A 20,898-nucleotide genomic window follows, 5' to 3' on the forward strand; every position below is an offset into this window, starting at 1 on the left:
CCTTACGCGTCACAAGCAGGCATGCTGGTCGCCAGTATTGCCATTACAAGATCGTCAAAACTGATACCGGCGGTTTTTGCCGCTTTCGGTACCAGGCTCTTTTCTGTCATGCCCGGCACAGTATTCGATTCCAGCAAATAAAACTCGCCGTTCACGTCCTGCATTACGTCCACACGCCCCCAGCCTGAGCCGGAAAGTGCGCGGAACGCCCGGAGCGACAATGCTGCTAATTCCGCCTCTTTTTCATCCGATAAACCGCTGGGACAGAAATATTGCGTCGTATCATCCTGATACTTGGCAGCATAGTCATAAAATGTGTGGGGGGTAGACATGCGGATCGATGGTAAAGCTTTACCCTGAACCACAGACACTGTGAATTCAGGCCCATCAATATACTGCTCCAACAGAACCTGATTATCGTAATTAAAGGCGTCCTGAATGGCAGTATTTAATTGTTTAGCGCTAGTCACTCTGGCCATACCGATACTCGAACCTTCACGAGCCGGTTTCACCATGACCTCATTCCCCAACTCATGCATTATAGCGCCGCATGATCCAGCTTCAAAGTCACTTTTATCAGCAATTTGGTATTTTGCCGTCGGTAATTTCAGACATTCCCAAATTTGCTTACTATGAATTTTATCCATTGCCAGTGCAGAGCCCAAAACGCCGCTTCCGGTATACGGAATTTTCAGCTGTTGCAGGGCCCCCTGCATCGATCCATCTTCGCCGCCACGGCCGTGCAGCATAATCAGTACACGGTTCACATTTTCATTGACTAAGTCAGTAAGCGGACGCGCTGCCGGGTCAAAGCCAAAAGCGTCAACGCCCTTACGAAGCAGGGCGCTCAGCACGGCTTCACCCGACTTTAATGACACCTCGCGCTCGGCAGAATCGCCACCGAACATGACGGCGACCCGTCCTAATTCCTGTGCACTGTATTGCTTCATGATGTTGCACTCTCATCAAGTAGCACAGACGGCTCTAACTTTGCCTGTGCCAGTTGCTTTGCAATTTGTCCGATATTACCGGCACCTTGTGTCATCACAATATCGTTATCTTGCAGGATGTTAGCCAGAATTTCCGGCAGCGCCGACTTATCGCCTACATAGACAGGCTCTACCTGTCCCCGCTGGCGGATAGACCAGCACAGTGATTTGCTGTCTACGCCCTTGATAGGTTGCTCGCTGGCTGCGTAGATATCCAGTAACAGCAGTACATCTACCTGAGACAGTACTTCCACGAAGTCTTCGTACAGGTCGCGCGTCCGGCTGTAACGGTGCGGTTGATAAACCATCACTATACGATTGTCAGGCCAGTTCGCTCTGGCCGCAGCTATGGTCGCTTTTACCTCGGTGGGATGATGCCCGTAATCATCTACCAGACTTACCTTGCCTTTACTGGTTTCAAAGTCTCCAAGCAGCTCGAAACGCCGTCCAATTCCGCCGAAGCTGGCTAGCGCTCGAACAATGGCCTCATCATCTATGCTCTCATCGGTCGCCACGGCGATTGCGGCTAATGCATTTAACACGTTATGCATGCCTGTCAGATTCAGCGTCACTTTCAGAGCCGGCCTGTCCGGACGCAGCACGGTGAAACGGGCCTTACCGAATTCCAGTGTAATGTCAGTGGCGCGCACATCATTGGCTTCATCAAAGCCATAAGTCAGGATGTTACGTCCAATGCGCGGACGGATCTCCTGAATGTTCGCGTCATCCCCGCAGACAATAGCCTGACCGTAAAACGGCAGGTTCCGTAAAAAGTCGACAAAGGTGTCTTTCACTTTGGAAAAGTCACCACCGTAAGTGTCCATGTGGTCAGCTTCGATGTTTGTGACCACAGACACCATTGGCTGTAGGTGTAAAAACGAGGCATCACTTTCATCTGCTTCTGCTATCAGATAGCGGCTCTTACCCAGACGCGCGTTAGTGCCTGCGCTGTTTAGCAACCCTCCAATCACGAAGGTAGGGTCGTACTCTGCTTCGGCAAAGATGGTCGCAATCAGACTGGTTGTAGTGGTTTTCCCATGGGTACCCGCCACCGCAATACCGTGACGAAAACGCATCAGTTCAGCCAGCATTTCAGCACGGCGTATGATGGGTATACGCTGCTCGCGGGCAGTTTGTATTTCAGGATTTTCCTCGTTGATGGCACTGGATACCACAATAACGTCCGCGCCAGCCACATTCTCAGATTTGTGACCAATAAAAATCTCTGCGCCCAGTTCAGCCAGGCGATTCGTCATGGGTCCCTGCTGAATATCAGAGCCCACGACCTCGTAACCTTCATTTAGGAGGACTTCTGCAATCCCGCCCATACCGGCACCACCAATGCCGATAAAGAAAATTCGTTTTACCTTCCGCATCTGCGGACTTTGAAATGGAGCTTGTAACACCATTATGCCGCCTCTCCTGCCAGTGCTTCACACTGTGCTACTACTTGTTCAGTGGCTTTTGACTGTGCTTGTTCGCGGGCCATACGGCCCATTTTCAAACAGGCCTGGGGATCGGATATCCACTGTCTGACAGCCTGCCCTAAATTTTCTTTTAACAATGATTGTGGAATCATCAGTGCGGCTTTTGCCTTTACCAGCGCTTGCGCATTTTTGGTCTGGTGATCGTCCACAGCATGTGGCAGCGGCACAAAAATCGCCGCACGTCCGGCCGCTGCAATCTCAGAGACGGTTAGCGCTCCGGCACGGCAAACCACAAAGTCTGCCCATTCGTACGCCTGTGCCATATCATCAATAAACTCTGTGACTTCGGCCGAACCGTTCGCGTTAGCATACGCCCGCTCCACGTCTTTAACATTGCCTTTGCCGCACTGATGACGAATTGTCAGTCCCTCTAAACCTGCACAAACCGGTGGAACCGTTTCATTTAATGGACGCGAGCCCAAACTTCCTCCCACAACCAGCATATTAAGCGGGGTTGATATCGATACTTTCTCTTTCACCTGCCAAATCTCGTCGCGGACGGGGTTCCCCACAGTAATAATATTCTTATTGCCAGAAAACTGTGATCGGGCATCCTCGAAACCAAGCAAGATACATTTGGCAAATTTACCCAGCAGCTTATTCGTCACGCCGGCCGCCGCATTTTGTTCATGAACAATTACTGGTATGCCACTTGACCAGGCCGCAACGCCGCCAGGTCCGCTGGCGTAACCGCCAAAGCCAATGACCAAATCAGGCGCAATCTGCTGGACCAGTTTACGTGCCTGGTACAGACTTTTAATAAGCGCCATTACACCTTTTATTTTTGCAGACAGGCCTTTACCGCGAATACCTTTCACCGGCAAAAACGAAATCGGATAGCCTCGTTTAGGTACCACTTCGGCTTCCATGCGTTCTGCGGTGCCAAGCCACTGGATATCCCAGCCTTTGGCTTTAAGCGCATCGGCCACAGCAAGCCCGGGGAACACATGCCCGCCAGTGCCACCAGCCATAATCAGGCAGCGCTTAGTCATGTTCAGCCTCCCCGGCCACATCTTCAATCATGGCTTTGGCTTTGCGTTTGCCTTCATCGCTATTCGCTTTTGACGGCAACCTCGCTTTGTCTTTTTTACTTAATGCCTGCACACCGTCTACCCGTAATTCAAAATCGATGCGCAATAGTAACGCAACGGCGATCGCCATGATAATCAAACTGGAACCACCGTAGCTGACCAAAGGTAACGTAAGTCCTTTGGTGGGCAGAATGCCTGCACTTGCGCCGATGTTAACTGCGGTCTGAAAGCTGAACCAGATACCGATGCTATAGGCCATATAGCCATCGAAAGGACGTTCTTTAAGCAGTGCCGCATTTCCTATCTGTAAAGCGCGTATCACCATCCATAAAATCAATGAAAGCACCGCCATCACGCCGACAAAACCAAGCTCTTCTGCCAGAATCGCCATCACAAAATCGGTATGCGCTTCCGGCAAAAACTCCAGTTTTTGCAAACTGTTACCTAAACCTTGTCCGAACCAGTTCCCGCGCCCGTACGCCATCAATGACTGGGTAAGCTGATAACCTGCGCCAAAAGGATCCGCCCACGGGTCCAGAAATGACGTCACCCGTTTCAAGCGATACTCTTCAAACACAATCAGTGCAACAACCGCCATCAATCCCACAAACGCCAGCGCGAAAAACTGCCAGAGTCTTGCGCCAGCTAAAAATAATAAGCCGATAGTTGTGGCAAACATCACCACCACAGTGCCCAGGTCAGGTTGTAACAACAACAGCATGGCCAGAATAAAAAAGACCATCAGCGGTTTTACAAAGCCTTTCAGCCCTTCGGTTACCTCTTCATAACGGCGTACCAGATAGCCTGCCAGATAGGCAAAGAAAAACAGTTTCGCCGGTTCTGCTGCCTGTATCGTAATCGGTCCCACTGCCAGCCAGCGGGTACTGCCGTTCACGTTTCGTCCTATTAACAAGACGGCAACCAGCAACCCAATAGCGGCCAGCAAAAGGTAGGGGTTACTCACACGCCAGAACGTCAGCGGTAGCTGCATAACGGTCATTGCAGCAATAACAGCGATAACCAGATAGATAGTGTGGCGAATCGCAAAGTGGAACGGATTATCGAATAACCGGTCGGCCACCGGCATAGACGCAGAGGTGACAATAATCAGACCAATAGACATCAGCGCAATCGACACCATCACCAGCCCGGTGTCGTAGGGCACGCTGGATTTTACTTCACCGTGGCGTGCTGCAAATACATCCGTCAGCTTAGAGGCAGCTTCAAGCATCAGCTGTTACCTCCTTAACGGCTTCAGCAAACACGGCGGCCCGATGAATGTAGTTATCAAACATATCCAGACTGGCACAAGCCGGCGAGAGCAATACAATATCGCCCGGGCCAGCTTTCTCATAGGCCAGCGCGACCGCTTCAGACATGCTCTTTACATACGCAGAGGCCGGCGACAAAGCAGCGATCCGCTCGCCATCACGCCCCAGTGCGATCACAAAAGAAACATGCTCGTTAAGCGCAGCAGATAAAGCGGTGACGTCAGCCCCTTTGGCATCGCCCCCGGCAATTAAAATAAGATTACCGCTACAAGACGGCCCCAACCCCTCTATAGCGGCCAGTGTGGCACCGACGTTGGTAGCCTTAGAGTCATCAATCCAGCGGATCCCACGGTGCGACGCGATCTCTACACAGCGGTGCGGCGCAGATGTGAAGCGGTACACCGCTGCCGCAGCCTGCTCAGGGGAAATACCGGCAACCGTCGCCATCGCCAGCGCAGCCTGTATATTCAATACATTATGTGAGCCAACCAATTGAACATGCTGCATGTTTACAACCGGCTCGCCTTCAAACGTGATCCAGTTATTGGTATAGCCGAAACCACTCTCAGCGCTCCCCAAACCGTATAAAATGATGTCGTTCACGGGCGAGGTCGGACGGGTTTCTGCTTGTCCGCGCCACACTACGGCCGTTCCGCAATGTTGGAAAATACGCTGTTTGGCATCCAGATACCGCTGCATGTCGCCATGGCGGTCCAGATGGTCATCAGAAATATTAAGAATGGCAGCGGCCTGTAGCTTTAATGATGACGTGGTTTCCAACTGAAAACTGGATAACTCCAGAACAATCGCATCCAGTGCCATCGATAGCGTATCGAGCACCGGCGTACCCACATTACCGGCTTCAATCACGGCCTTTCCATTCTCTTTGAGAATATGTGTGAGCAGCAAGGTAACGGTGGTTTTACCGTTGGAACCGGTAATACCAAATGCAGGTATATCATTAAGGCGCGCAAACAGCTCAACATCACCGATTATTTCAATGCCGCAATCCGCGGCAAATCGAACTGCCGGTAACTGCGGGTTGATCCCTGGGCTTAAAATCAGCATGTCCACATCGGACCAAAACGCTTGCGGTGGTTCGCCCAGCGTGACAGGAACATCGACGGATTCAGGAATATTCAGATTGTCGCGGGTATCCCAGGCAGAGACAGCAACACCTTGCGTCTTTAAAAAGCGCACGCAGGCCTGACCGGTTACTCCCAGTCCTGCCACGACAATGTGTTGTGCGCTGTTTAATGCTTTCATTAACGTAGTTTCAATGTTGCCAGGCCCACCAGGACCAGGATGATTGAAATAATCCAGAAGCGGACTATAACCCGCGGTTCTGGCCAGCCTTTCAGTTCGTAATGATGATGAATGGGTGCCATCCGGAAAATGCGTTCTCCGCGAAGTTTGTAGGAACCGACCTGCAGGATCACCGATACGGTTTCCATTACAAACACGCCGCCCATAATAATCAGAACAATTTCCTGACGCACCAACACGGCCAGAATGCCAAGCGTGCCGCCTAACGCGAGCGAACCCACATCCCCCATAAACACCTGCGCCGGGTACGTGTTAAACCACAAAAATCCCAGACCGGCACCAACCATGGCGGTGCATACGATGACCAGTTCACTGGTAAGTGGAATGTGCGGAATATTCAGGTAGGCGGCAAAATTCGCGTTGCCGGTGACGTACGCAAATATTGCAAACGCCCCGGCAACCAGGATTGTCGGCACGATCGCCAGTCCATCCAGTCCGTCAGTCAGATTTACGGCGTTGCTGGTGCCCACAATGGCAAAATAGGTGATCAGAATAAAGAAGACGCCGAGTTGCGGAAAGACTTCTTTGAAAAACGGTACTAACAACGACGTTTCTACTGAGGTCGTGGCGGAGCTATACAGGTAAAATGCCACCACCAGCGCAATCACGGACTGCCAGAAGTATTTCCAGCGGGCGATAAGGCCCTTGGCGTCTTTGCGAATGACTTTGCGATAATCATCAACAAACCCAATGATGCCGTAGCCGACGACAATACTAAGAGTAACCCAGACGTAGCGATTAGTCAGATCTGCCCACAGCAACACACTGGTCACGATAGCAGCAAGGATAAGCAGTCCACCCATCGTGGGGGTACCCGCTTTTGAAAGGTGTGACTGCGGACCATCGTCACGCACTGTTTGTCCGATTTGCATCCGCTGGAGGCCGCGGATCATTTTAGGTCCAATCAAAATGGCGATTAGCAGCGCCGTCAGGGTGCTTAGAATAGCGCGCATGGTCAGGTACGAGAATACGTTGAACCCCGTATCAAACTGCGTTAACCAATCTGCGAGCCAAATTAACATGCAATACGCTCCCGACGGCGATCAAGCTTTCCCAGAGGAGATGCCTCGATAGCGTTAACCACCCGCTCCATCTTCGAGCTCCTGGAGCCTTTTACCAGGATTGAGATGTCGCGCTGCTCGGTTAACAGTCTGTCTTCCATTTCCGTCATAAGCGATTCTACATCAGAGAAATGCTGACCGCTGCTGCCGAAAACTGAGCTGGCAGACTGGCTTAACACCCCTAATGTGAACAGGTGATTTATGCCTTTTTCCAGTGCATATCGGCCTACCTCTTCATGGTAGAAGCGCGCCTTTTCGCCAAGCTCGGCCATATCTCCTAACACCAGAACCCGAATGCCTGAGAATGTCGCGAGCGTATCAATGGCAGCATTCACTGAAGCCACATTTGCATTGTAAGTGTCATCGAGAAGTCGTATTTGATCAGTAAGCATTTTCACATTTAAACGCCCACTCACCTGCTTCATGCTAAGTAATCCATCACGGACATCTTCCAATGTCGCACCAACCTGCATGCACAGTGCAGCAGCCACCAGCGCGTTACCGACATTGTGCAGTCCGGGAATGGTCAGTTGGATCCCGATCTCGCCCCGTGGCGTTATCATCTGAAATGCGGCGCAGCCATCCAGGCCGACAATAATGTCGTCTGCTTCAAAATCGGCTGTTTGTTTCTGCTCCGGGGCAAACGTGAGCACTTTCTTATGCTTAAGCTTTCCCTGCCAGAAATCAGCAAACTGGCTGTCCGCATTGACGATAGCCACACTGTCATCGCCCAGCCCCTTGAAGATTTCACTTTTCGCCCGGGCCACGCCTAACAGACTGCCAAAGCCTTCAAGGTGAGATGCTGCTGCATTCACAATGGTCGCCACATCCGGCTTTACCAGACTGGTGGTATAGGCAATTTCGCCTAAATGATTGGCACCCATCTCGACAACAGCAAAGTCGTGCTCTGGTGTCAAACGAAGCAACGTTAGGGGTACGCCAATGTCATTGTTGAAGTTGCCGGCGGTGGCTAATACCGCTCCCCTGCGCGCTAAAATGGCTGCACACATCTCTTTTACGGTGGTTTTACCGCTACTGCCGGTAATGCCAACCGTTTTCGGAGCAACCTCAGCCTTGACTGCGGCACCCAGCGCCCCCAGCGCCTCTTTGGTATCTTTGACATAAATCACAGGAACGTCAGTCGTTACCGGTTCACTGGCAATAACGGCACTGGCACCAGACTTCACGGCTTGTTCTACAAATTTATGGCCATCAAAGTTAGCACCACGCAGGGCCAGATAGACTGCGCCCTCCGGCAATGTGCGGGTATCGGTGCTGACATCAGACACCGTGATGTTTTCCCCTTCCAGCGTTCCGCCAATTTTCCCGGCGATCCACGACAGCGTTGTTGTTATCATTTGCTGTACTCCTGTTGCAAACGCGCCAGAACTGCGCGCTCGTTATAACCTGTCTTCGTTGTACCGATAATTTGATAATCTTCATGACCTTTACCGGCTACAACGATTAAATCTTCTGGCTTTGCCTTATTCAGGCAATAGCGTATAGCTTTTTCTCTGTCCGCCTCGCAAACCGCATTTCCCGGGTCTGTAAGCCCTTTAATTATGTCGTTTGCAATCGCCTCCGGCGCTTCTGTACGACAATTGTCAGTCGTAATCACAATGTGATCGGCGCCGCTTTCTGCCGCCGCTCCCATCAATGGGCGTTTCCCGGCATCCCTGTCGCCGCCGCAGCCAAACACGCACCAGACTTCCCCGTCAGTATGGGCTTTGGCACTGGCAAGCACTTTCTCCAGCGCATCCGGCGTGTGGGCATAGTCCACCACCACATTGGCATGTGAGTCGAAAGTAAAGACCTCCATCCGGCCTTTAACCGGGTGCAGAGCATTCACTACCCGCATCACATCTTCAAACCGCTCGCCTTGTGCCAAAAGCGTGGCGATCGCACTCAACACGTTACTGATGTTGAAGGTTCCGAACAGTGGAATGGATACCTTTGCACTGCCCCATGAGGTGTCCAGCGAAAAGTCGCATCCCGCACTATGGTATTTCACATTTGTGGCCAAACAATGGCGATCCTGGGATGCAATCTGACCGCTGATATCAATTCCGGTCCAGACAATACTCGCGTCCTGCGGCGCAGCATTCGCCCAGTTCTGACTTTCCCTGTCCTGCGCATTAAGCACAACCGCATACAAACCGTGCTGATTTAGCAGTTCACGTTTTGCCTGCGCGTATGCCGTCATAGTGCCGTGGTAGTCAAGATGATCCCGCGTGAGGTTGGTAAATACCGCTATATCTGTTTTTACTTGCTGAAGCCGCCCCTGCACTAACGCATGGGAGCTGGCTTCGAATGCCGTATGGCGCACTTCCTGTTGCACAAACTCTGCCAACAAGTACTGCATGCGGATAGCATCTGGGGTGGTATTGGCCGCAGGGGTTTGTGACCAGATAGTGTCTTCCCCTTCGTAAATGCCGCTACCTAGCGTACCTATAGCAGCAGAGCGCGTGCCTAGGGCATCTTTTAACTGCGATATCAGCTGCACAACCGAGGTTTTACCGTTGGTACCGGTTACCGCTACCGTTGTCATCTTCATAGCCGGATAGTCATAGAATGCTGCGGCCAGTGAAGACAACATGTCGGGCAACTCAAACAGGGAAATAATGACCGTATTCCCGCGCATTTCCAGCGCACCATGGGCATTACTGTCGTCGGTTTGCGCCAGTATGACCCGCGCACCCAGGCTTACTGCCTGAGGAATGAAATCACGACCATCACGTTCATGTCCTTTTATGGCGACAAATGCCAGCTTGGTGTTCACCTCGCGGCTGTCCAGGGTCAGACCTTCAACCCGGATATCCGGCGCATCAATGCCAAATTTTGCCATCAGGGAGCGGGTACTCTGAATGAATGCACTAACTACCATTGCCTGCTCCTTTCATCCACAGCGTTGACGTCACCTGTTTGTCGTCTGGTGCGATATTCAGCAGTTGCAGCGCACCACCCATAATGGCAGAGAAGACCGGCGCAGCAGTATCACCCGCGTGGTACAGGTCACCACCAGGCTCGTTAATCAGCACCACGGTAACCAGTTGCGGGTTAGAGACAGGCGCAACACCGGCAAAAATATTAACGTATTCTTCACCATAACCGCCTGCTACCGCCTTTCGGCTGGTACCCGTTTTACCGGCAACACGGTATCCGGGAACGGCGGCTTTCACTGCGGTCCCCCCTTTTTGCGTCACACTCTCCATCATTTCCAGAATGGCCGCGGCGTTCTTCTCGCTGATCACGCGTTCCTCGGCCGGTTGCCAGCCTTCCGTTTGTGGCTTTTTGATAATCTGTAACGGTCGTTTGACACCACCGTTGCCCAGCGTGGCGTACATACGCGCCAACTGCGCCGTTGTCACCGAAATCCCATAACCAAACGATAAGGTGGCTAATTCAAACTCTGACCACCGGCTACGTTCATGGAAGATGCCGTTACTTTCACCCGGCATGTTTGAGCCGGTATCGGACATCAGGCCCATGTTGTAATACGTATCCAGCAGAAACTGCTTTGGCACAGCGAGCGCCAGCTTGGAAGTCCCCATATTGCTGGAATGCTGGATAATACCTTCCAGCGTCAGTTCACCGTAATTGCGGAAATCTTTCACCAGGCTGCCACCTAAGCGCATCCAGCCGGGGTTAGTGTCGATAATGTCGTCAACTTTGATATCACCAAACTCCAGCGCCGCTAATACCGCCATGGGTTTAAGTGAGGAACCAGGCTCGAAAGCATCGGTGATGACGCGGTTACGCATACGGTGCGGCGCTACGTCACTGCGATCATTCGGGTTAAACGAGGGTGCATTCACCATCGCCAGCACTTCACCGGTGTGCACATCCAGTACGATGGCTGATGCCGAGCTTGCCTGGTAATACAGCATGGCTTCTTTAATTTCACGATAGGCCAGCGCCTGAATACGTTGATCGATAGTCAGTTGCAGGTTGCCTGCCGCTTCGCCCGACTTGGTTTCCAGTATTTCCACCTGACGGCCTTTGGCATCGCGGCGAATTTTACGTGAGCCCGGCGTGCCGGTAAGCCACTCATCGTATAAGCGCTCTAACCCTTCGATTCCATTATCGTCAACATCCGTAATACCAATTATCTGCGCAGCGACTTCACCGGTGGGATAGTAACGACGGCTTTCTCTGCGAAGGTAAATGCCCGGAATATCCAGTTTATCGACATACTCTGCCATCGCTGGCGATACCTGCCGCTGAAGATAGACAAAGCGACGTTTCGGGTTACTTACTCTTTCACGCAGCTCGTTCACGTCCTGTCCCAGTACGTCGGCCAGCGCTTCCCAGCGGCGACTCTGCGCAAAGCCATCGCGGTCATGAATGATCTTCGGATCAGCATAGATGGCGCGTACCGGCACACTGACCGCCAGCTCAGCGCCATTGCGGTCGGTGATAAGACCGCGATAGCTTGGCATATCCCGGGTACGCAGGGTACGGCTGTCGCCCTGTTCAATCAGTGCGTCGGGCTCGATAACCTGGATGTACGCTGCGCGCACTGCCAGCACGACAAATACCGAGACCACGGCAATTAGCACAACCACAAAACGCCAGTGCACCAGTGACGGTGTGACATTCTGTTTCGCGCCGCGGCGCGATTTGGCTCGTTTCATGGCTGCGGTTGTCATTTCAGTTTCACCACCACTTCCTGCTCGGCAGTGGGCCGGTGCATGTTCAGTTGCTTTTGCACCAGCGCTTCTATGCGATTGTGTTCAGTCAGTGCACGCTGTTCCAGAACCAGATTGCGCCATTCCACATCCAGTTGGTCTTTCTCTTCCATCAGGTCTTCCAGCGCAATCACCTGCTGGCGATTGTGGTGGGTGCTTAAGATGACGGCCATGGCACTTCCCATAACCATTAAATACAACAAAACCCGCAGTTTGTTGCGGGTCAGATCTGAGACCAGAATAAGCAGTAAATTGAAATTTGTATCCCGCTTCTGGCGGCGTTTTGGCGACGTCATAGTTTTTCCGCCACCCGTAAAACCGAACTGCGGGAACGCACATTTTGCGCTATTTCCTCCTCTGTCGGTTTTATCGCTTTACCCAGCGTGCGCAACACTTTGTCTGCGTCAATTTCAGCCTGCGTGATCGGCAGGTTGTGCGGCACCGCTTTCCCCCGGCTCTGCTCTTTCATGAACCGTTTCACCAGCCTGTCTTCCAGCGAATGGAAGGAAATCACCGCCAGACGCCCGTCTTTTGCCAGTATGTCAACGGCAGCTTTCAAGCCAACCCGGAGTTGTTCAAGCTCTGCATTCACGTAAATACGAATACCCTGGAATGCCCGTGTAGCAGGATGCTTAAACTTATCTTTTACCGGCACGGCCTCATCAATTAAATCGGCCAGTTCTTTGGTACGTGTGATGGGTGTGGTTTTACGACGATTTACAATGGCATGCGCAATACGCTTGCCGAATTTTTCTTCTCCAAACTCTTTAATAACCTGCGTAATGTCCTGCTCTTCCGCTGAAGCCAGCCAATCAGCCGCGCTCATACCGCGAGTGGTATCCATGCGCATATCCAGCGGACCATCTTTCATAAAGCTGAACCCGCGCTCGGCATCGTCTAACTGAGGCGAGGACACGCCCAAATCCATCAGCACGCCATTTATTTTTCCGCGTAGCCCCCTCTCAGCCAGCGCTTCGGCCATATTGCCAAAAGGTTCATGGATGATGGAAAAGCGAGGATCGTCAGCAAAACGCTTTGCTGACTCGATAGCCTGAGGGTCGCGATCAAACGCAATCAGTTTCCCCTCGGGACCCAGCGCTTTAAGAATGGCTGCAGAATGACCGCCACGACCGAATGTGGCGTCCACATAAATACCGTCGGGCTGGATCGCCAGCGCATCCACACATTCCTGAAGCAGTACTGAAACGTGTTTGAAATCAGAGTGCGTCATAGCGAGAAGTCCTGCAGACGTTCAGTGAGTTCAAAGTCGCCACTGCGCTCGGTTTCCATATCAGCTTCAATTTGATCTGCCCAGACTTGCGCATCCCAGATTTCGAATTTGTTCAACTGGCCGACTAACATGACTTCTTTTGAGAGTTTGGCGTGCTGGCGTAATGGCGTGGGGATGAGTATCCTGCCGCTTTTGTCCATTTCGCCTTCGGTTGCATAGCCTAGCAGCAAACGTTGCATTCGACGCTCTGCCGGGACCATACTGGAGAATTTACTTAATTTAAGCTCGATTTCTTCCCATTCGGGAAGTGGGTAAAGTAGCAAACAACTTTGTTGTGTATCGACCGTGCAGACCAGTTGTCCGGTACAATCATCCAGCAGGGATTGGCGATACTTCGTTGGTATGGCCAGCCTCCCTTTTGTATCCAGATTGATTGCATTAGCGCCGCGGAACATTCCCCTAGCCTTTTATTATTTGCTTTTGATTTTCTTGTTTTTTGAGCACTGATCTGCAAAACGTTGATAACTCGATCCACAATTTGCCACTTTTACCCACTGATTGACAGTTTAGGTACCAATGATCCCCACTGTCAAGCAAAAATACCCCGCCAAGCCCGCGTAAATACTGGCTTTTAACTGTTCATACATACAGTAAATTAGGGAAGTCGCTGAATTACAGCAGAAAAAAGAAAGAAATTGGTGAAAAACCAAACATTAAATTTAACGGCTCAGGTGTTATGAGCGCTTCGTGATGAGTGAATACTCACCAAAGCATTCACAATATTCTGTGCACCTGCGATGGGGTGTCACTGCAAATTAATGCGTGGTTGCCATTACTGCTCTTTTTCCTCCACCTATGCTTATCTGGCTGCCCTTTGACCTTGCGCAAAGCAGGTGACCTCGCTCTGTGCTATTTATTTATCCTGATGGCGCAGAAGAAAGTGAAGACACGATGACAGAAGTAGCAGCAACGATCGCAGCCGCATTGGGTGGACTGGGAATCTTTATTCTCGCGATAGGTATGATGACAGAGGGCCTCAAAGCCGCTGTGGGTCCCGGACTTCGCACGCTGCTGGCCAACTGGACAAAAACGCCAGCCAGAGGTGTGGCTGCAGGCTTTCTCATGACCGCCATCGTACAATCCTCCAGTGCGGTGACTGTCGCGTCGCTGGGCTTCGTGAATGCCGGACTGATGAACATGCGTCAGGTACTTGGCGTGATCTTCGGTGCCAACGTGGGCACCACAATAACAGGTTGGCTGGTTGCGCTGGTCGGATTCGAATTTAATATTCAGAAACTGGCGCTCCCCCTCATTGGTATTGGGATGCTTTCCCGCCTCGTTCAACCGCGAGGAAGACTGGCATCCGCCGGGCAGGTTATGGTCGGCTTTGGTTTGTTTTTTATGGGGCTGGATGTCCTTAAGACAGCTTTTGATGGAGTAGCCCAAACGTTTGCACTTGAGCAAATGACCGCCTCCGGCGTAGTGGCGATAGTAGGTTACATGGTTATTGGGATTATCATGACCCTATTAACCCAGTCTTCCAGTGCCACTATCGCCATTACTATCACTGCCGCATCCAGTGGAGTTATGGGTTTATACGCCGCTGGCGCGATGGTGATCGGCGCCAATATCGGCACCACATCTACCGCCATTTTCGCTGCTATTAACGCCACCTCACCCGCCAAACGCGCTGCGCTTGCACAAGTGTTGTTCAACCTTGGTACCGCGGTTATCGCGCTGATCATTTTGCCCGTTTTATTCTATGTTATTGAGCTGTTCAGTCAGGCAATGAAACTGAATACGTCTCCCGCAATTTCATTAGCGCTGTTTCATACCCTGTTTAATATCATGGGTCTGCTTCTTATTTTTCCGCATACCACCCGCCTGGCAAACTGGCTGGAAACGCGGTTTCGTACCTGGGAGGAAAAGGAATCTCACCCCAAGTTCATTGATCATACCGTGGCCAAAACGCCGGCACTTGCGTTATTTGCGCTGGTCAAGGAATTGCAGGCGCTACAGGTACGGGTGCTTGCGCTTTATCAGTTTGCCACCTATGACTCAATTCAGAATACGCGACAGTTTCACGTGCAGAGCAACGTAGTGAGGTCATTGAGCACACAGATATCACATTTTATCGTCACCCTGGAAACAGCCGAATTATCTGATGAAACCACCGAACAACTTGCCACATTGCTGCGGGTTGAACACTACCTGGCAGACTGCACGGCGACAATGGAGACACTTTCCAAGGCATGGGCCTTTCATGGCACATTGCAGGACGAAGCGCTTGAGTCGAGACTGCGCGATTATCTGCAGCAGGTCCACCAGGTGATGTGTTTGAGTATAGGGCAGTCGTCTTCAGACGGACATGGAACCGGGTTAACGATGGAGACGCTTGATCAAACCAGAGAGTCTCTCAAAGCGGCATTGATCATGGCCGCCACACAACACCGCATTGAGGTCGGGCAAATGTCTGCGGCCATCGAATGTATGCAGGATGCCTGGCATATAGCCAGAACCTGGCAGAAAGCGACGCAGCGAATAAGTTCTCTAACTGCGGTACTCACGCCGCCTGGAGCGTCACAGAACACGGCTATTCCGGCTTTGTGATACTTCACAGAATCATGCAGAAATAATAAGGAAAATGAGGATGGCTACACTGACATTTTTAGGCGCGGTAGAAGGCGTAACAGGCTCAATGCACCTGCTTAAAAGCCGCACGGCAACTGTGCTGCTGGACTGTGGATTATTTCAGGGTGGGCGAAAGGTAGAGGCTTTGAACCTACAGGACTTCTCGTTTTCCATCGACGATATTGACGCGGTAGTGCTTTCTCACGCTCATCTGGATCATTCAGGCCGTCTGCCTCTGCTGGTAAGAAAAGGATACCGGGGGCCTATTTACATGACTTCGGCGACCTGTGATCTCATCGACATCATGCTTAAAGACGCGGCGTCTCTGCAAATGCGCGATGCTGAGTGGGAAAACAAACGGCGTCAGCGTGCGGGCAAAGATCCTGTTGAGCCGCTCTACACACTTGACGATGTCGAGCAAACACTGCGGCTCTGTCAGGGCGTAGATTACAATACCAATACCCAGGTGGCACAGGATATTATGCTAACGCTGCATGAAGCAGGCCACATCCTGGGCTCATCCATTGTGGAACTGGTAGTGAGCGACACCTCACCATCAAGAAAGCTGGTGTTTTCAGGGGATCTCGGCAATGCGCAAGCGGCACTGTTACGTGACCCGGCCTACATAAAAGATGCAAACGTGGTACTGATGGAGTCCACCTATGGCGATCGCGAGCATCGCTCGATGCAAGCCACACTGGATGAGTTTGAAGAGGTCATTACTACAGCCTCAGCCGATGGCGGTAATATTCTTATTCCCTCCTTTGCCGTGGGCAGAACGCAGGAGATCATCTTTCGGTTAGGAGAGTTGTACCAGAAAGGCAAACTCCCGCAACAACTGATTTGCCTGGATAGTCCGATGGCGATAGCCGTTACCGAGATTTATCATCGTTATCAGGATGTGTACAACCGCGAAGACAAGGCGCGAATTGAGAACGACAGTTCCTCCGATACGAAATACAAACAAAAAAGCCTGCACACTTTTTTACCGCCTTTGCGTTATGCGGTAAGTACAGAAGAATCTGTGGCACTGAACCGGGTTGACCGCGGTGCCATCATCATTGCCGGCAGCGGCATGTGTAACGGCGGCCGTATTCGGCATCACCTGAAACACAACCTCTGGCGTCGACACAGCCACGTCGTCTTCGTCGGTTACCAGGCCGTTGGTACTCCTGGGAGAAAACTGGTAGATGGCGCAAAACGCATTCGTATGGCGGGCGAGTCCATCGCCGTAAACGCGCAAATTCATACGTTAGGCGGTTTTTCAGCACATGCCAGCCAGTCTCAGTTGATTGACTGGTTTTCACATTTTACCGCTCCGCGTCCCAGATTATTTTTAGTTCACGGTGAGGACACGGCAAAACAGGGATTGAAAAAGGCATTATCCGAGAGAGACATACATGCGGCGATCCCTGTTGAGGTTCAGACCATCGAGATTTAGACCCCCAGGCAAAGATTACCGGGTGCGCCAAAGCGTCGCTGTTTTCATAAAAAAGGAGGCCGGTTAGGGCCTCCTTTTACACGATAAAATGTTACCGGTTTGCCTCAGATATTCGCAGCGCTATCTATCCGGCTTTCCTGACAAACCAAGGCTTACCGCTATCAGAAGCGATAGGTTGCCAATAACGTGGCAGACTCAAGCCCGCTGTCGACTGACACTTCTGTACCCAACCCGAAACGAAGGGAGAAATTCTGGTTTACCCAGTAATCCACATCCAGCTCTACCACATTACTGTCGTCATAGCGTCCTTCAGCATATGAATACGTAAGACCGGCACTCAACCCCGGGTTGAAGAAATAGCGCCCTGCCACTTCCGCGTAGTCAAAGTCATTGAAGCTATACTGCGTACTTACATCCCAGCCTTTGCCATTCTGGATATTGGTGTAGCGTGCGAAAACGCTTGGTGTCCAGTCGTCGGAGTATCCATCAAACCGCTCTTCACTGTCGCGATACTGGTATTCCGCCTCATTTCTTTGATAAAGCATTCCCGCGCCAACCTGCCAGTTAGCGTCGAGATTATAACCCACTCTGAGATCGGCAGTTTTGCCATCAAAGTCACCAAAAGGACTGTTGTAATCGGTATAGCCAACATCCCCCATCACCATCCATTGATCATCAAGATACCAGGTACCGCCTGCGTTGTAATAATCGATATCGCCAACCGTGAAATAGCTGGCATTCACGTCAGACACCCGCTGCAAGTATGGATTGATCAGGTAGGCACCACGCTCATTGCTGACGTCGGTGAGATAGCGCTTGTAGTTGATACCAACAAAATTATCATCAGCATCCTTAAGATCGGTAAATCCCACACTGACTTCGTTTTGTGCAGAAAAAGCAGATGTTGCAAAAAGAGATGCCAGCGTGATGGCAGATAGCGCAGTTAATTTCATTTATCATTCCCTTATTAATACCGCAACGTGCGGCCTTATTCCCTGCGGCGTTGAACCTTTGTTATTCAACGACTCAGGTTACCAGTGGCGCTAAGGTAACCTTGGTTAACTTAATGAAAACTGAATAGAAAATAACGGCTTATAAATTAATCAGCCGGTCTGACACACCATCCTGTCAGTGTGCGTCACCCGGTACATAGTTTTGCATATTCAAGGTATGCTGAATACTGGGTATAGCATCGTCCTTGTGGTGATTTACATAAAGCACAGTGGTTCTGCCATGCCTTGCAAGTTGCTCGATAAGCGCCAGAACGGTAAGCCGGTTCAGCGGATCCAGACCATTGCAGGGCTCATCCAGAATAAGCAGTGGTGGATGCTTTATCATAGCCCGCGCGATGAGAATCAGGCGCTGATCACCAAAAGACAGCGATTGAAACGGTTCCGCTTTTCTCCCGCGCATATGGAGTGCATCAAGCCATGCTGTGGCCACCTCAATCTGTTCACGCCGCGGGCGCTCGTACAGCCCGATACTGTCAAAAAAGCCAGATAGCAGAACATCGATAACGGCACAGTTAACACGGTAAGATAAATGAAACGCATTGGAGAGCATGCCGATGTGCTGCTTAATATCCCAGATACTTTCGCCGCTGCCACGGCGTATTCCAAATACCGTCAGGTTATTGCGGTAGCAATGGGGGTTATCCCCGGTAATAAGCGTAAGTAAACACGTTTTTCCTGAACCGTTAGGCCCAATGATTTGCCAGTGCTCCGCGGGGTTGATCTGCCAGCTCAATTCGCTGAAGACGGTCTTATCACCGAACCGCACGACACCGTTTTTTAGTTCAACCAGGGGTAAGTCAGGGTTAAGCCTGCTGGCACTGCATTCGGCAGTGGTAGCTGGTAACACGACGTCATCGCGCTGAAGATGAAACCAGGTGTCGCAGGCGGCACGATTCTGCGCAGGCGGCCTGGACGCGTCTGTTTGTAAAACCACCTCTCCTTTGTCCATCACCGTGAGCACGGCAGGAATGGCAGGCATATCTTGCAAACGGTTTACCGCAATGACGATTTGTACACGCTGTTGAAGCGCTTCAAGATGGCGTTGCAAAATCGTGCGACTGGCTTCATCGAGGCCTTCCCACGGGTCGTCCAGGATCAGAACCTCTGGCTCAGAGGCCAGTGCCAGAACAAACAGCAGCTTCCGCGTTTCGCCAGTAGACAGCGAGAGAAAAGGTTGCTCAAACAGCGACGTCAGCCCTAATTCGAAACAGAGACTGTGCAGCATGCCCGTCAGCGGATGGCCAAGCAAATCCTTCACTTTTGTGGGAACGGGCACGACGTCAAGAATGTCGGCATCATCTTTTTGTTTTTCCGCCGCAATTAGTTGCTGTTGGCGTGCCGTACTCACTACTCCAATTCGGCGAGCCAGCCGACGCTCTCCGCCACGTACGTTGCCCTCTCCGGCAAGTATGCGCAACAACACCGATTTTCCAGAGCCGTTAGGCCCGACGACAATGGCATGCTGAGATGGCCCGAGTGAGAACGTAAGCGGTCTGCTAAAAAATTCAGGTGACAACGACACACTACATGATTCGAGATTCAAAACGGTCTCCTTTCATTTCATTCTCATTTGCCAGTTACAGTGCCAGTAGTTGGGCGGAATGCCACAATGCGTAATGTACCTGCGTTTCGCGTTTCTCTGCCAGTGGTGAGTACAGTTGTGGCAACGTGTAGTGACAGTGGCGGATGAATTCACGAACCAGTGCACAGCGGATTTAAAAACAACAATGCCGGCGTTTGCCGGCATTGTTCAAGGTACGGTATTTTCAGGACTTCGTGCCGGCTAACAGAGGATAAAGCCGGGTGTGAAGACCTTTATGACCTATTGAGCAGGCTGCGCTGTTCCATCCGCCTTCACCACGCTTAATTGCATGTTGCGGATTGGGTTCTCGGTGCCATTGGACAGTTCAACCAGACGGTTAAGCTGACCCAGTGACATCATCACTGCGTAAATCGCACCCAAAAAGCCAGACTTATGAAGCTCCAGTACTTTGTCATCTGAAAGCTCAAGCAGTTTTTTCTCGTTGATGCTCAGCATCCCCGTTACGTTACGCTGCTGGCCATTTTCGTAGGTCAGGCGAATCTGTACTTCTTCAAGCAAATCCAGTTCGATGATTTGTTTAACAAAACGCTGAGTCATCATTTCGCTGTTTGCCAGATCAGACAGGAACTGCTGACGGTTTTTCAGGAAATCTGTTGCTTCACCGGCTTCCGTAAACAGCGCCTGGCCATCATCAGAAATCATTTCTGAATTTTCGTCGATAAACACACCTAGTTTTTCGCCATCAGGACGAACATCAAACGGATAACGCAAAATGTTCATTGGCACATGCGGGCCTTCCCAGCGCTCACCATTTAAGAACAGGTTCTGATTTTGTTCCATACCCAGCATCGCCACTACGTGGTAGCGTTCAGCGTTAGGATCTTTAATAAAGACAATTGGCATAGTGCTGGCCAATTGTGCAAATTCTTTAATTGACGCTGCGGCCAGATGGGTGTTCTTGGCATACTTGAACGTATTGTTCACCGCCACTTTCATATCTTTATGTTTTTCTTTATCGAGCGGGATGTAGTTGATCGCCATAATTCTTACTCATAGTTCGTTGTTGGTGGTTCCTGTCCGGTGATGTCTAACATGACCGCGCATTCCCTTACATTCAATTCAGCAAATCCGTATTCGTATACAGAATTATTGAGAATCACCAGGGTGTTGAGGAAAAAGGTACCAC

The 20,898-nt window shown here is 51.2% G+C and carries 17 protein-coding genes; 2 read left to right on the top strand and 15 right to left on the bottom strand.

The window, feature by feature from the left end; translation table 11 throughout:
• Window positions 1-2: 2 nt before the first annotated feature.
• Genes ACLBLI_RS14185 through mraZ form a run of 12 tightly spaced genes read right to left on the bottom strand, consistent with a single transcriptional unit; the run spans window position 3 to window position 13,539 of the window.
• Complete coding sequence (locus ACLBLI_RS14185) at window positions 3-950, bottom strand: D-alanine--D-alanine ligase (RefSeq protein ID WP_414828243.1); 948 nt, start codon at window positions 948-950, stop codon at window positions 3-5.
• Window positions 947-2,398, bottom strand: coding sequence for a UDP-N-acetylmuramate--L-alanine ligase (murC, locus tag ACLBLI_RS14190; RefSeq protein WP_414828244.1), 1,452 nt, complete (start codon window positions 2,396-2,398; stop codon window positions 947-949). The genes ACLBLI_RS14185 and murC overlap by 4 nt, the downstream gene beginning before the upstream one ends.
• Complete coding sequence (murG, locus tag ACLBLI_RS14195; RefSeq protein WP_414828245.1) at window positions 2,398-3,468, bottom strand: undecaprenyldiphospho-muramoylpentapeptide beta-N-acetylglucosaminyltransferase; 1,071 nt, start codon at window positions 3,466-3,468, stop codon at window positions 2,398-2,400. The genes murC and murG overlap by 1 nt, the downstream gene beginning before the upstream one ends.
• The gene (gene ftsW, locus ACLBLI_RS14200; RefSeq protein WP_414828246.1) at window positions 3,461-4,738 is read right to left on the bottom strand and encodes a cell division protein FtsW; all 1,278 of its coding nucleotides are present in this window, start codon (window positions 4,736-4,738) and stop codon (window positions 3,461-3,463) included. The genes murG and ftsW overlap by 8 nt, the downstream gene beginning before the upstream one ends.
• Window positions 4,731-6,044 carry a UDP-N-acetylmuramoyl-L-alanine--D-glutamate ligase gene (murD, locus tag ACLBLI_RS14205; RefSeq protein WP_414828247.1) on the bottom strand — a complete coding sequence of 438 codons (1,314 nt, stop codon included), beginning with the start codon at window positions 6,042-6,044 and terminating at the stop codon, window positions 4,731-4,733. The genes ftsW and murD overlap by 8 nt, the downstream gene beginning before the upstream one ends.
• Window positions 6,044-7,126: a phospho-N-acetylmuramoyl-pentapeptide-transferase gene (mraY, locus tag ACLBLI_RS14210; RefSeq protein ID WP_414828248.1), complete on the bottom strand. Its 1,083-nt coding sequence runs from the start codon at window positions 7,124-7,126 to the stop codon at window positions 6,044-6,046. Before mraY ends, murD begins: the two co-directional genes overlap by 1 nt.
• On the bottom strand, window positions 7,120-8,523 hold the full coding sequence (locus ACLBLI_RS14215) for a UDP-N-acetylmuramoyl-tripeptide--D-alanyl-D-alanine ligase (RefSeq protein WP_414828249.1): 1,404 nt from the start codon (window positions 8,521-8,523) through the stop codon (window positions 7,120-7,122). Before ACLBLI_RS14215 ends, mraY begins: the two co-directional genes overlap by 7 nt.
• On the bottom strand, window positions 8,520-10,049 hold the full coding sequence (locus ACLBLI_RS14220; protein ID WP_414828250.1) for a UDP-N-acetylmuramoyl-L-alanyl-D-glutamate--2,6-diaminopimelate ligase: 1,530 nt from the start codon (window positions 10,047-10,049) through the stop codon (window positions 8,520-8,522). Before ACLBLI_RS14220 ends, ACLBLI_RS14215 begins: the two co-directional genes overlap by 4 nt.
• A complete protein-coding gene (locus ACLBLI_RS14225; RefSeq protein WP_414828251.1) occupies window positions 10,039-11,814 on the bottom strand; it encodes a penicillin-binding transpeptidase domain-containing protein in 1,776 nt (591 codons plus the stop codon). The genes ACLBLI_RS14220 and ACLBLI_RS14225 overlap by 11 nt, the downstream gene beginning before the upstream one ends.
• Complete coding sequence (gene ftsL / locus ACLBLI_RS14230; RefSeq protein ID WP_218310007.1) at window positions 11,811-12,149, bottom strand: cell division protein FtsL; 339 nt, start codon at window positions 12,147-12,149, stop codon at window positions 11,811-11,813. Before ftsL ends, ACLBLI_RS14225 begins: the two co-directional genes overlap by 4 nt.
• Window positions 12,146-13,084 carry a 16S rRNA (cytosine(1402)-N(4))-methyltransferase RsmH gene (rsmH, locus tag ACLBLI_RS14235; protein ID WP_414828252.1) on the bottom strand — a complete coding sequence of 313 codons (939 nt, stop codon included), beginning with the start codon at window positions 13,082-13,084 and terminating at the stop codon, window positions 12,146-12,148. The genes ftsL and rsmH overlap by 4 nt, the downstream gene beginning before the upstream one ends.
• Window positions 13,081-13,539: a division/cell wall cluster transcriptional repressor MraZ gene (mraZ, locus tag ACLBLI_RS14240; RefSeq protein ID WP_414828253.1), complete on the bottom strand. Its 459-nt coding sequence runs from the start codon at window positions 13,537-13,539 to the stop codon at window positions 13,081-13,083. Before mraZ ends, rsmH begins: the two co-directional genes overlap by 4 nt.
• A 451-nt stretch (window positions 13,540-13,990) precedes the next feature.
• Between mraZ and ACLBLI_RS14245 the strand changes: the two genes are divergently transcribed.
• Window positions 13,991-15,694, top strand: coding sequence for a Na/Pi cotransporter family protein (locus tag ACLBLI_RS14245; RefSeq protein ID WP_414828254.1), 1,704 nt, complete (start codon window positions 13,991-13,993; stop codon window positions 15,692-15,694).
• 40 nt (window positions 15,695-15,734) lie between these two features.
• On the top strand, window positions 15,735-17,156 hold the full coding sequence (locus ACLBLI_RS14250; RefSeq protein ID WP_414828255.1) for an MBL fold metallo-hydrolase RNA specificity domain-containing protein: 1,422 nt from the start codon (window positions 15,735-15,737) through the stop codon (window positions 17,154-17,156).
• Between the two features lie 161 nt (window positions 17,157-17,317).
• Here ACLBLI_RS14250 and ACLBLI_RS14255 read toward each other — a convergent pair whose 3' ends face one another.
• The 3 genes from ACLBLI_RS14255 to ACLBLI_RS14265 form a co-directional block, all read right to left on the bottom strand.
• Window positions 17,318-18,109 (bottom strand): hypothetical protein, encoded by a 792-nt coding sequence (locus ACLBLI_RS14255; protein WP_414828256.1) that lies wholly within the window; start codon window positions 18,107-18,109, stop codon window positions 17,318-17,320.
• Window positions 18,110-18,284: 175 nt separating this feature from the next.
• On the bottom strand, window positions 18,285-19,712 hold the full coding sequence (locus ACLBLI_RS14260) for an ATP-binding cassette domain-containing protein (protein ID WP_414828257.1): 1,428 nt from the start codon (window positions 19,710-19,712) through the stop codon (window positions 18,285-18,287).
• A gap of 279 nt (window positions 19,713-19,991) precedes the next feature.
• Window positions 19,992-20,753: a SapC family protein gene (locus tag ACLBLI_RS14265; protein WP_414828258.1), complete on the bottom strand. Its 762-nt coding sequence runs from the start codon at window positions 20,751-20,753 to the stop codon at window positions 19,992-19,994.
• Window positions 20,754-20,898 lie beyond the last annotated feature (145 nt).

The organism is Alteromonas sp. H39 (assembly GCF_047556435.1).
GTDB lineage: Bacteria > Pseudomonadota > Gammaproteobacteria > Enterobacterales > Alteromonadaceae > Alteromonas.

What these genes read in the sequence shown, in the direction of transcription:
- ACLBLI_RS14185 (WP_414828243.1), bottom strand. Translation starts at nt 950, where the DNA reads ATGAAGCAATACAGTGCACAGGAATTAGGACGGGTCGCCGTCATGTTC.
- murC (WP_414828244.1), bottom strand. Translation starts at nt 2,398, where the DNA reads ATGGTGTTACAAGCTCCATTTCAAAGTCCGCAGATGCGGAAGGTAAAA.
- murG (WP_414828245.1), bottom strand. Translation starts at nt 3,468, where the DNA reads ATGACTAAGCGCTGCCTGATTATGGCTGGTGGCACTGGCGGGCATGTG.
- ftsW (WP_414828246.1), bottom strand. Translation starts at nt 4,738, where the DNA reads ATGCTTGAAGCTGCCTCTAAGCTGACGGATGTATTTGCAGCACGCCAC.
- murD (WP_414828247.1), bottom strand. Translation starts at nt 6,044, where the DNA reads ATGAAAGCATTAAACAGCGCACAACACATTGTCGTGGCAGGACTGGGA.
- mraY (WP_414828248.1), bottom strand. Translation starts at nt 7,126, where the DNA reads ATGTTAATTTGGCTCGCAGATTGGTTAACGCAGTTTGATACGGGGTTC.
- ACLBLI_RS14215 (WP_414828249.1), bottom strand. Translation starts at nt 8,523, where the DNA reads ATGATAACAACAACGCTGTCGTGGATCGCCGGGAAAATTGGCGGAACG.
- ACLBLI_RS14220 (WP_414828250.1), bottom strand. Translation starts at nt 10,049, where the DNA reads ATGGTAGTTAGTGCATTCATTCAGAGTACCCGCTCCCTGATGGCAAAA.
- ACLBLI_RS14225 (WP_414828251.1), bottom strand. Translation starts at nt 11,814, where the DNA reads ATGACAACCGCAGCCATGAAACGAGCCAAATCGCGCCGCGGCGCGAAA.
- ftsL (WP_218310007.1), bottom strand. Translation starts at nt 12,149, where the DNA reads ATGACGTCGCCAAAACGCCGCCAGAAGCGGGATACAAATTTCAATTTA.
- rsmH (WP_414828252.1), bottom strand. Translation starts at nt 13,084, where the DNA reads ATGACGCACTCTGATTTCAAACACGTTTCAGTACTGCTTCAGGAATGT.
- mraZ (WP_414828253.1), bottom strand. Translation starts at nt 13,539, where the DNA reads ATGTTCCGCGGCGCTAATGCAATCAATCTGGATACAAAAGGGAGGCTG.
- ACLBLI_RS14250 (WP_414828255.1), top strand. Translation starts at nt 15,735, where the DNA reads ATGGCTACACTGACATTTTTAGGCGCGGTAGAAGGCGTAACAGGCTCA.
- ACLBLI_RS14255 (WP_414828256.1), bottom strand. Translation starts at nt 18,109, where the DNA reads ATGAAATTAACTGCGCTATCTGCCATCACGCTGGCATCTCTTTTTGCA.
- ACLBLI_RS14265 (WP_414828258.1), bottom strand. Translation starts at nt 20,753, where the DNA reads ATGGCGATCAACTACATCCCGCTCGATAAAGAAAAACATAAAGATATG.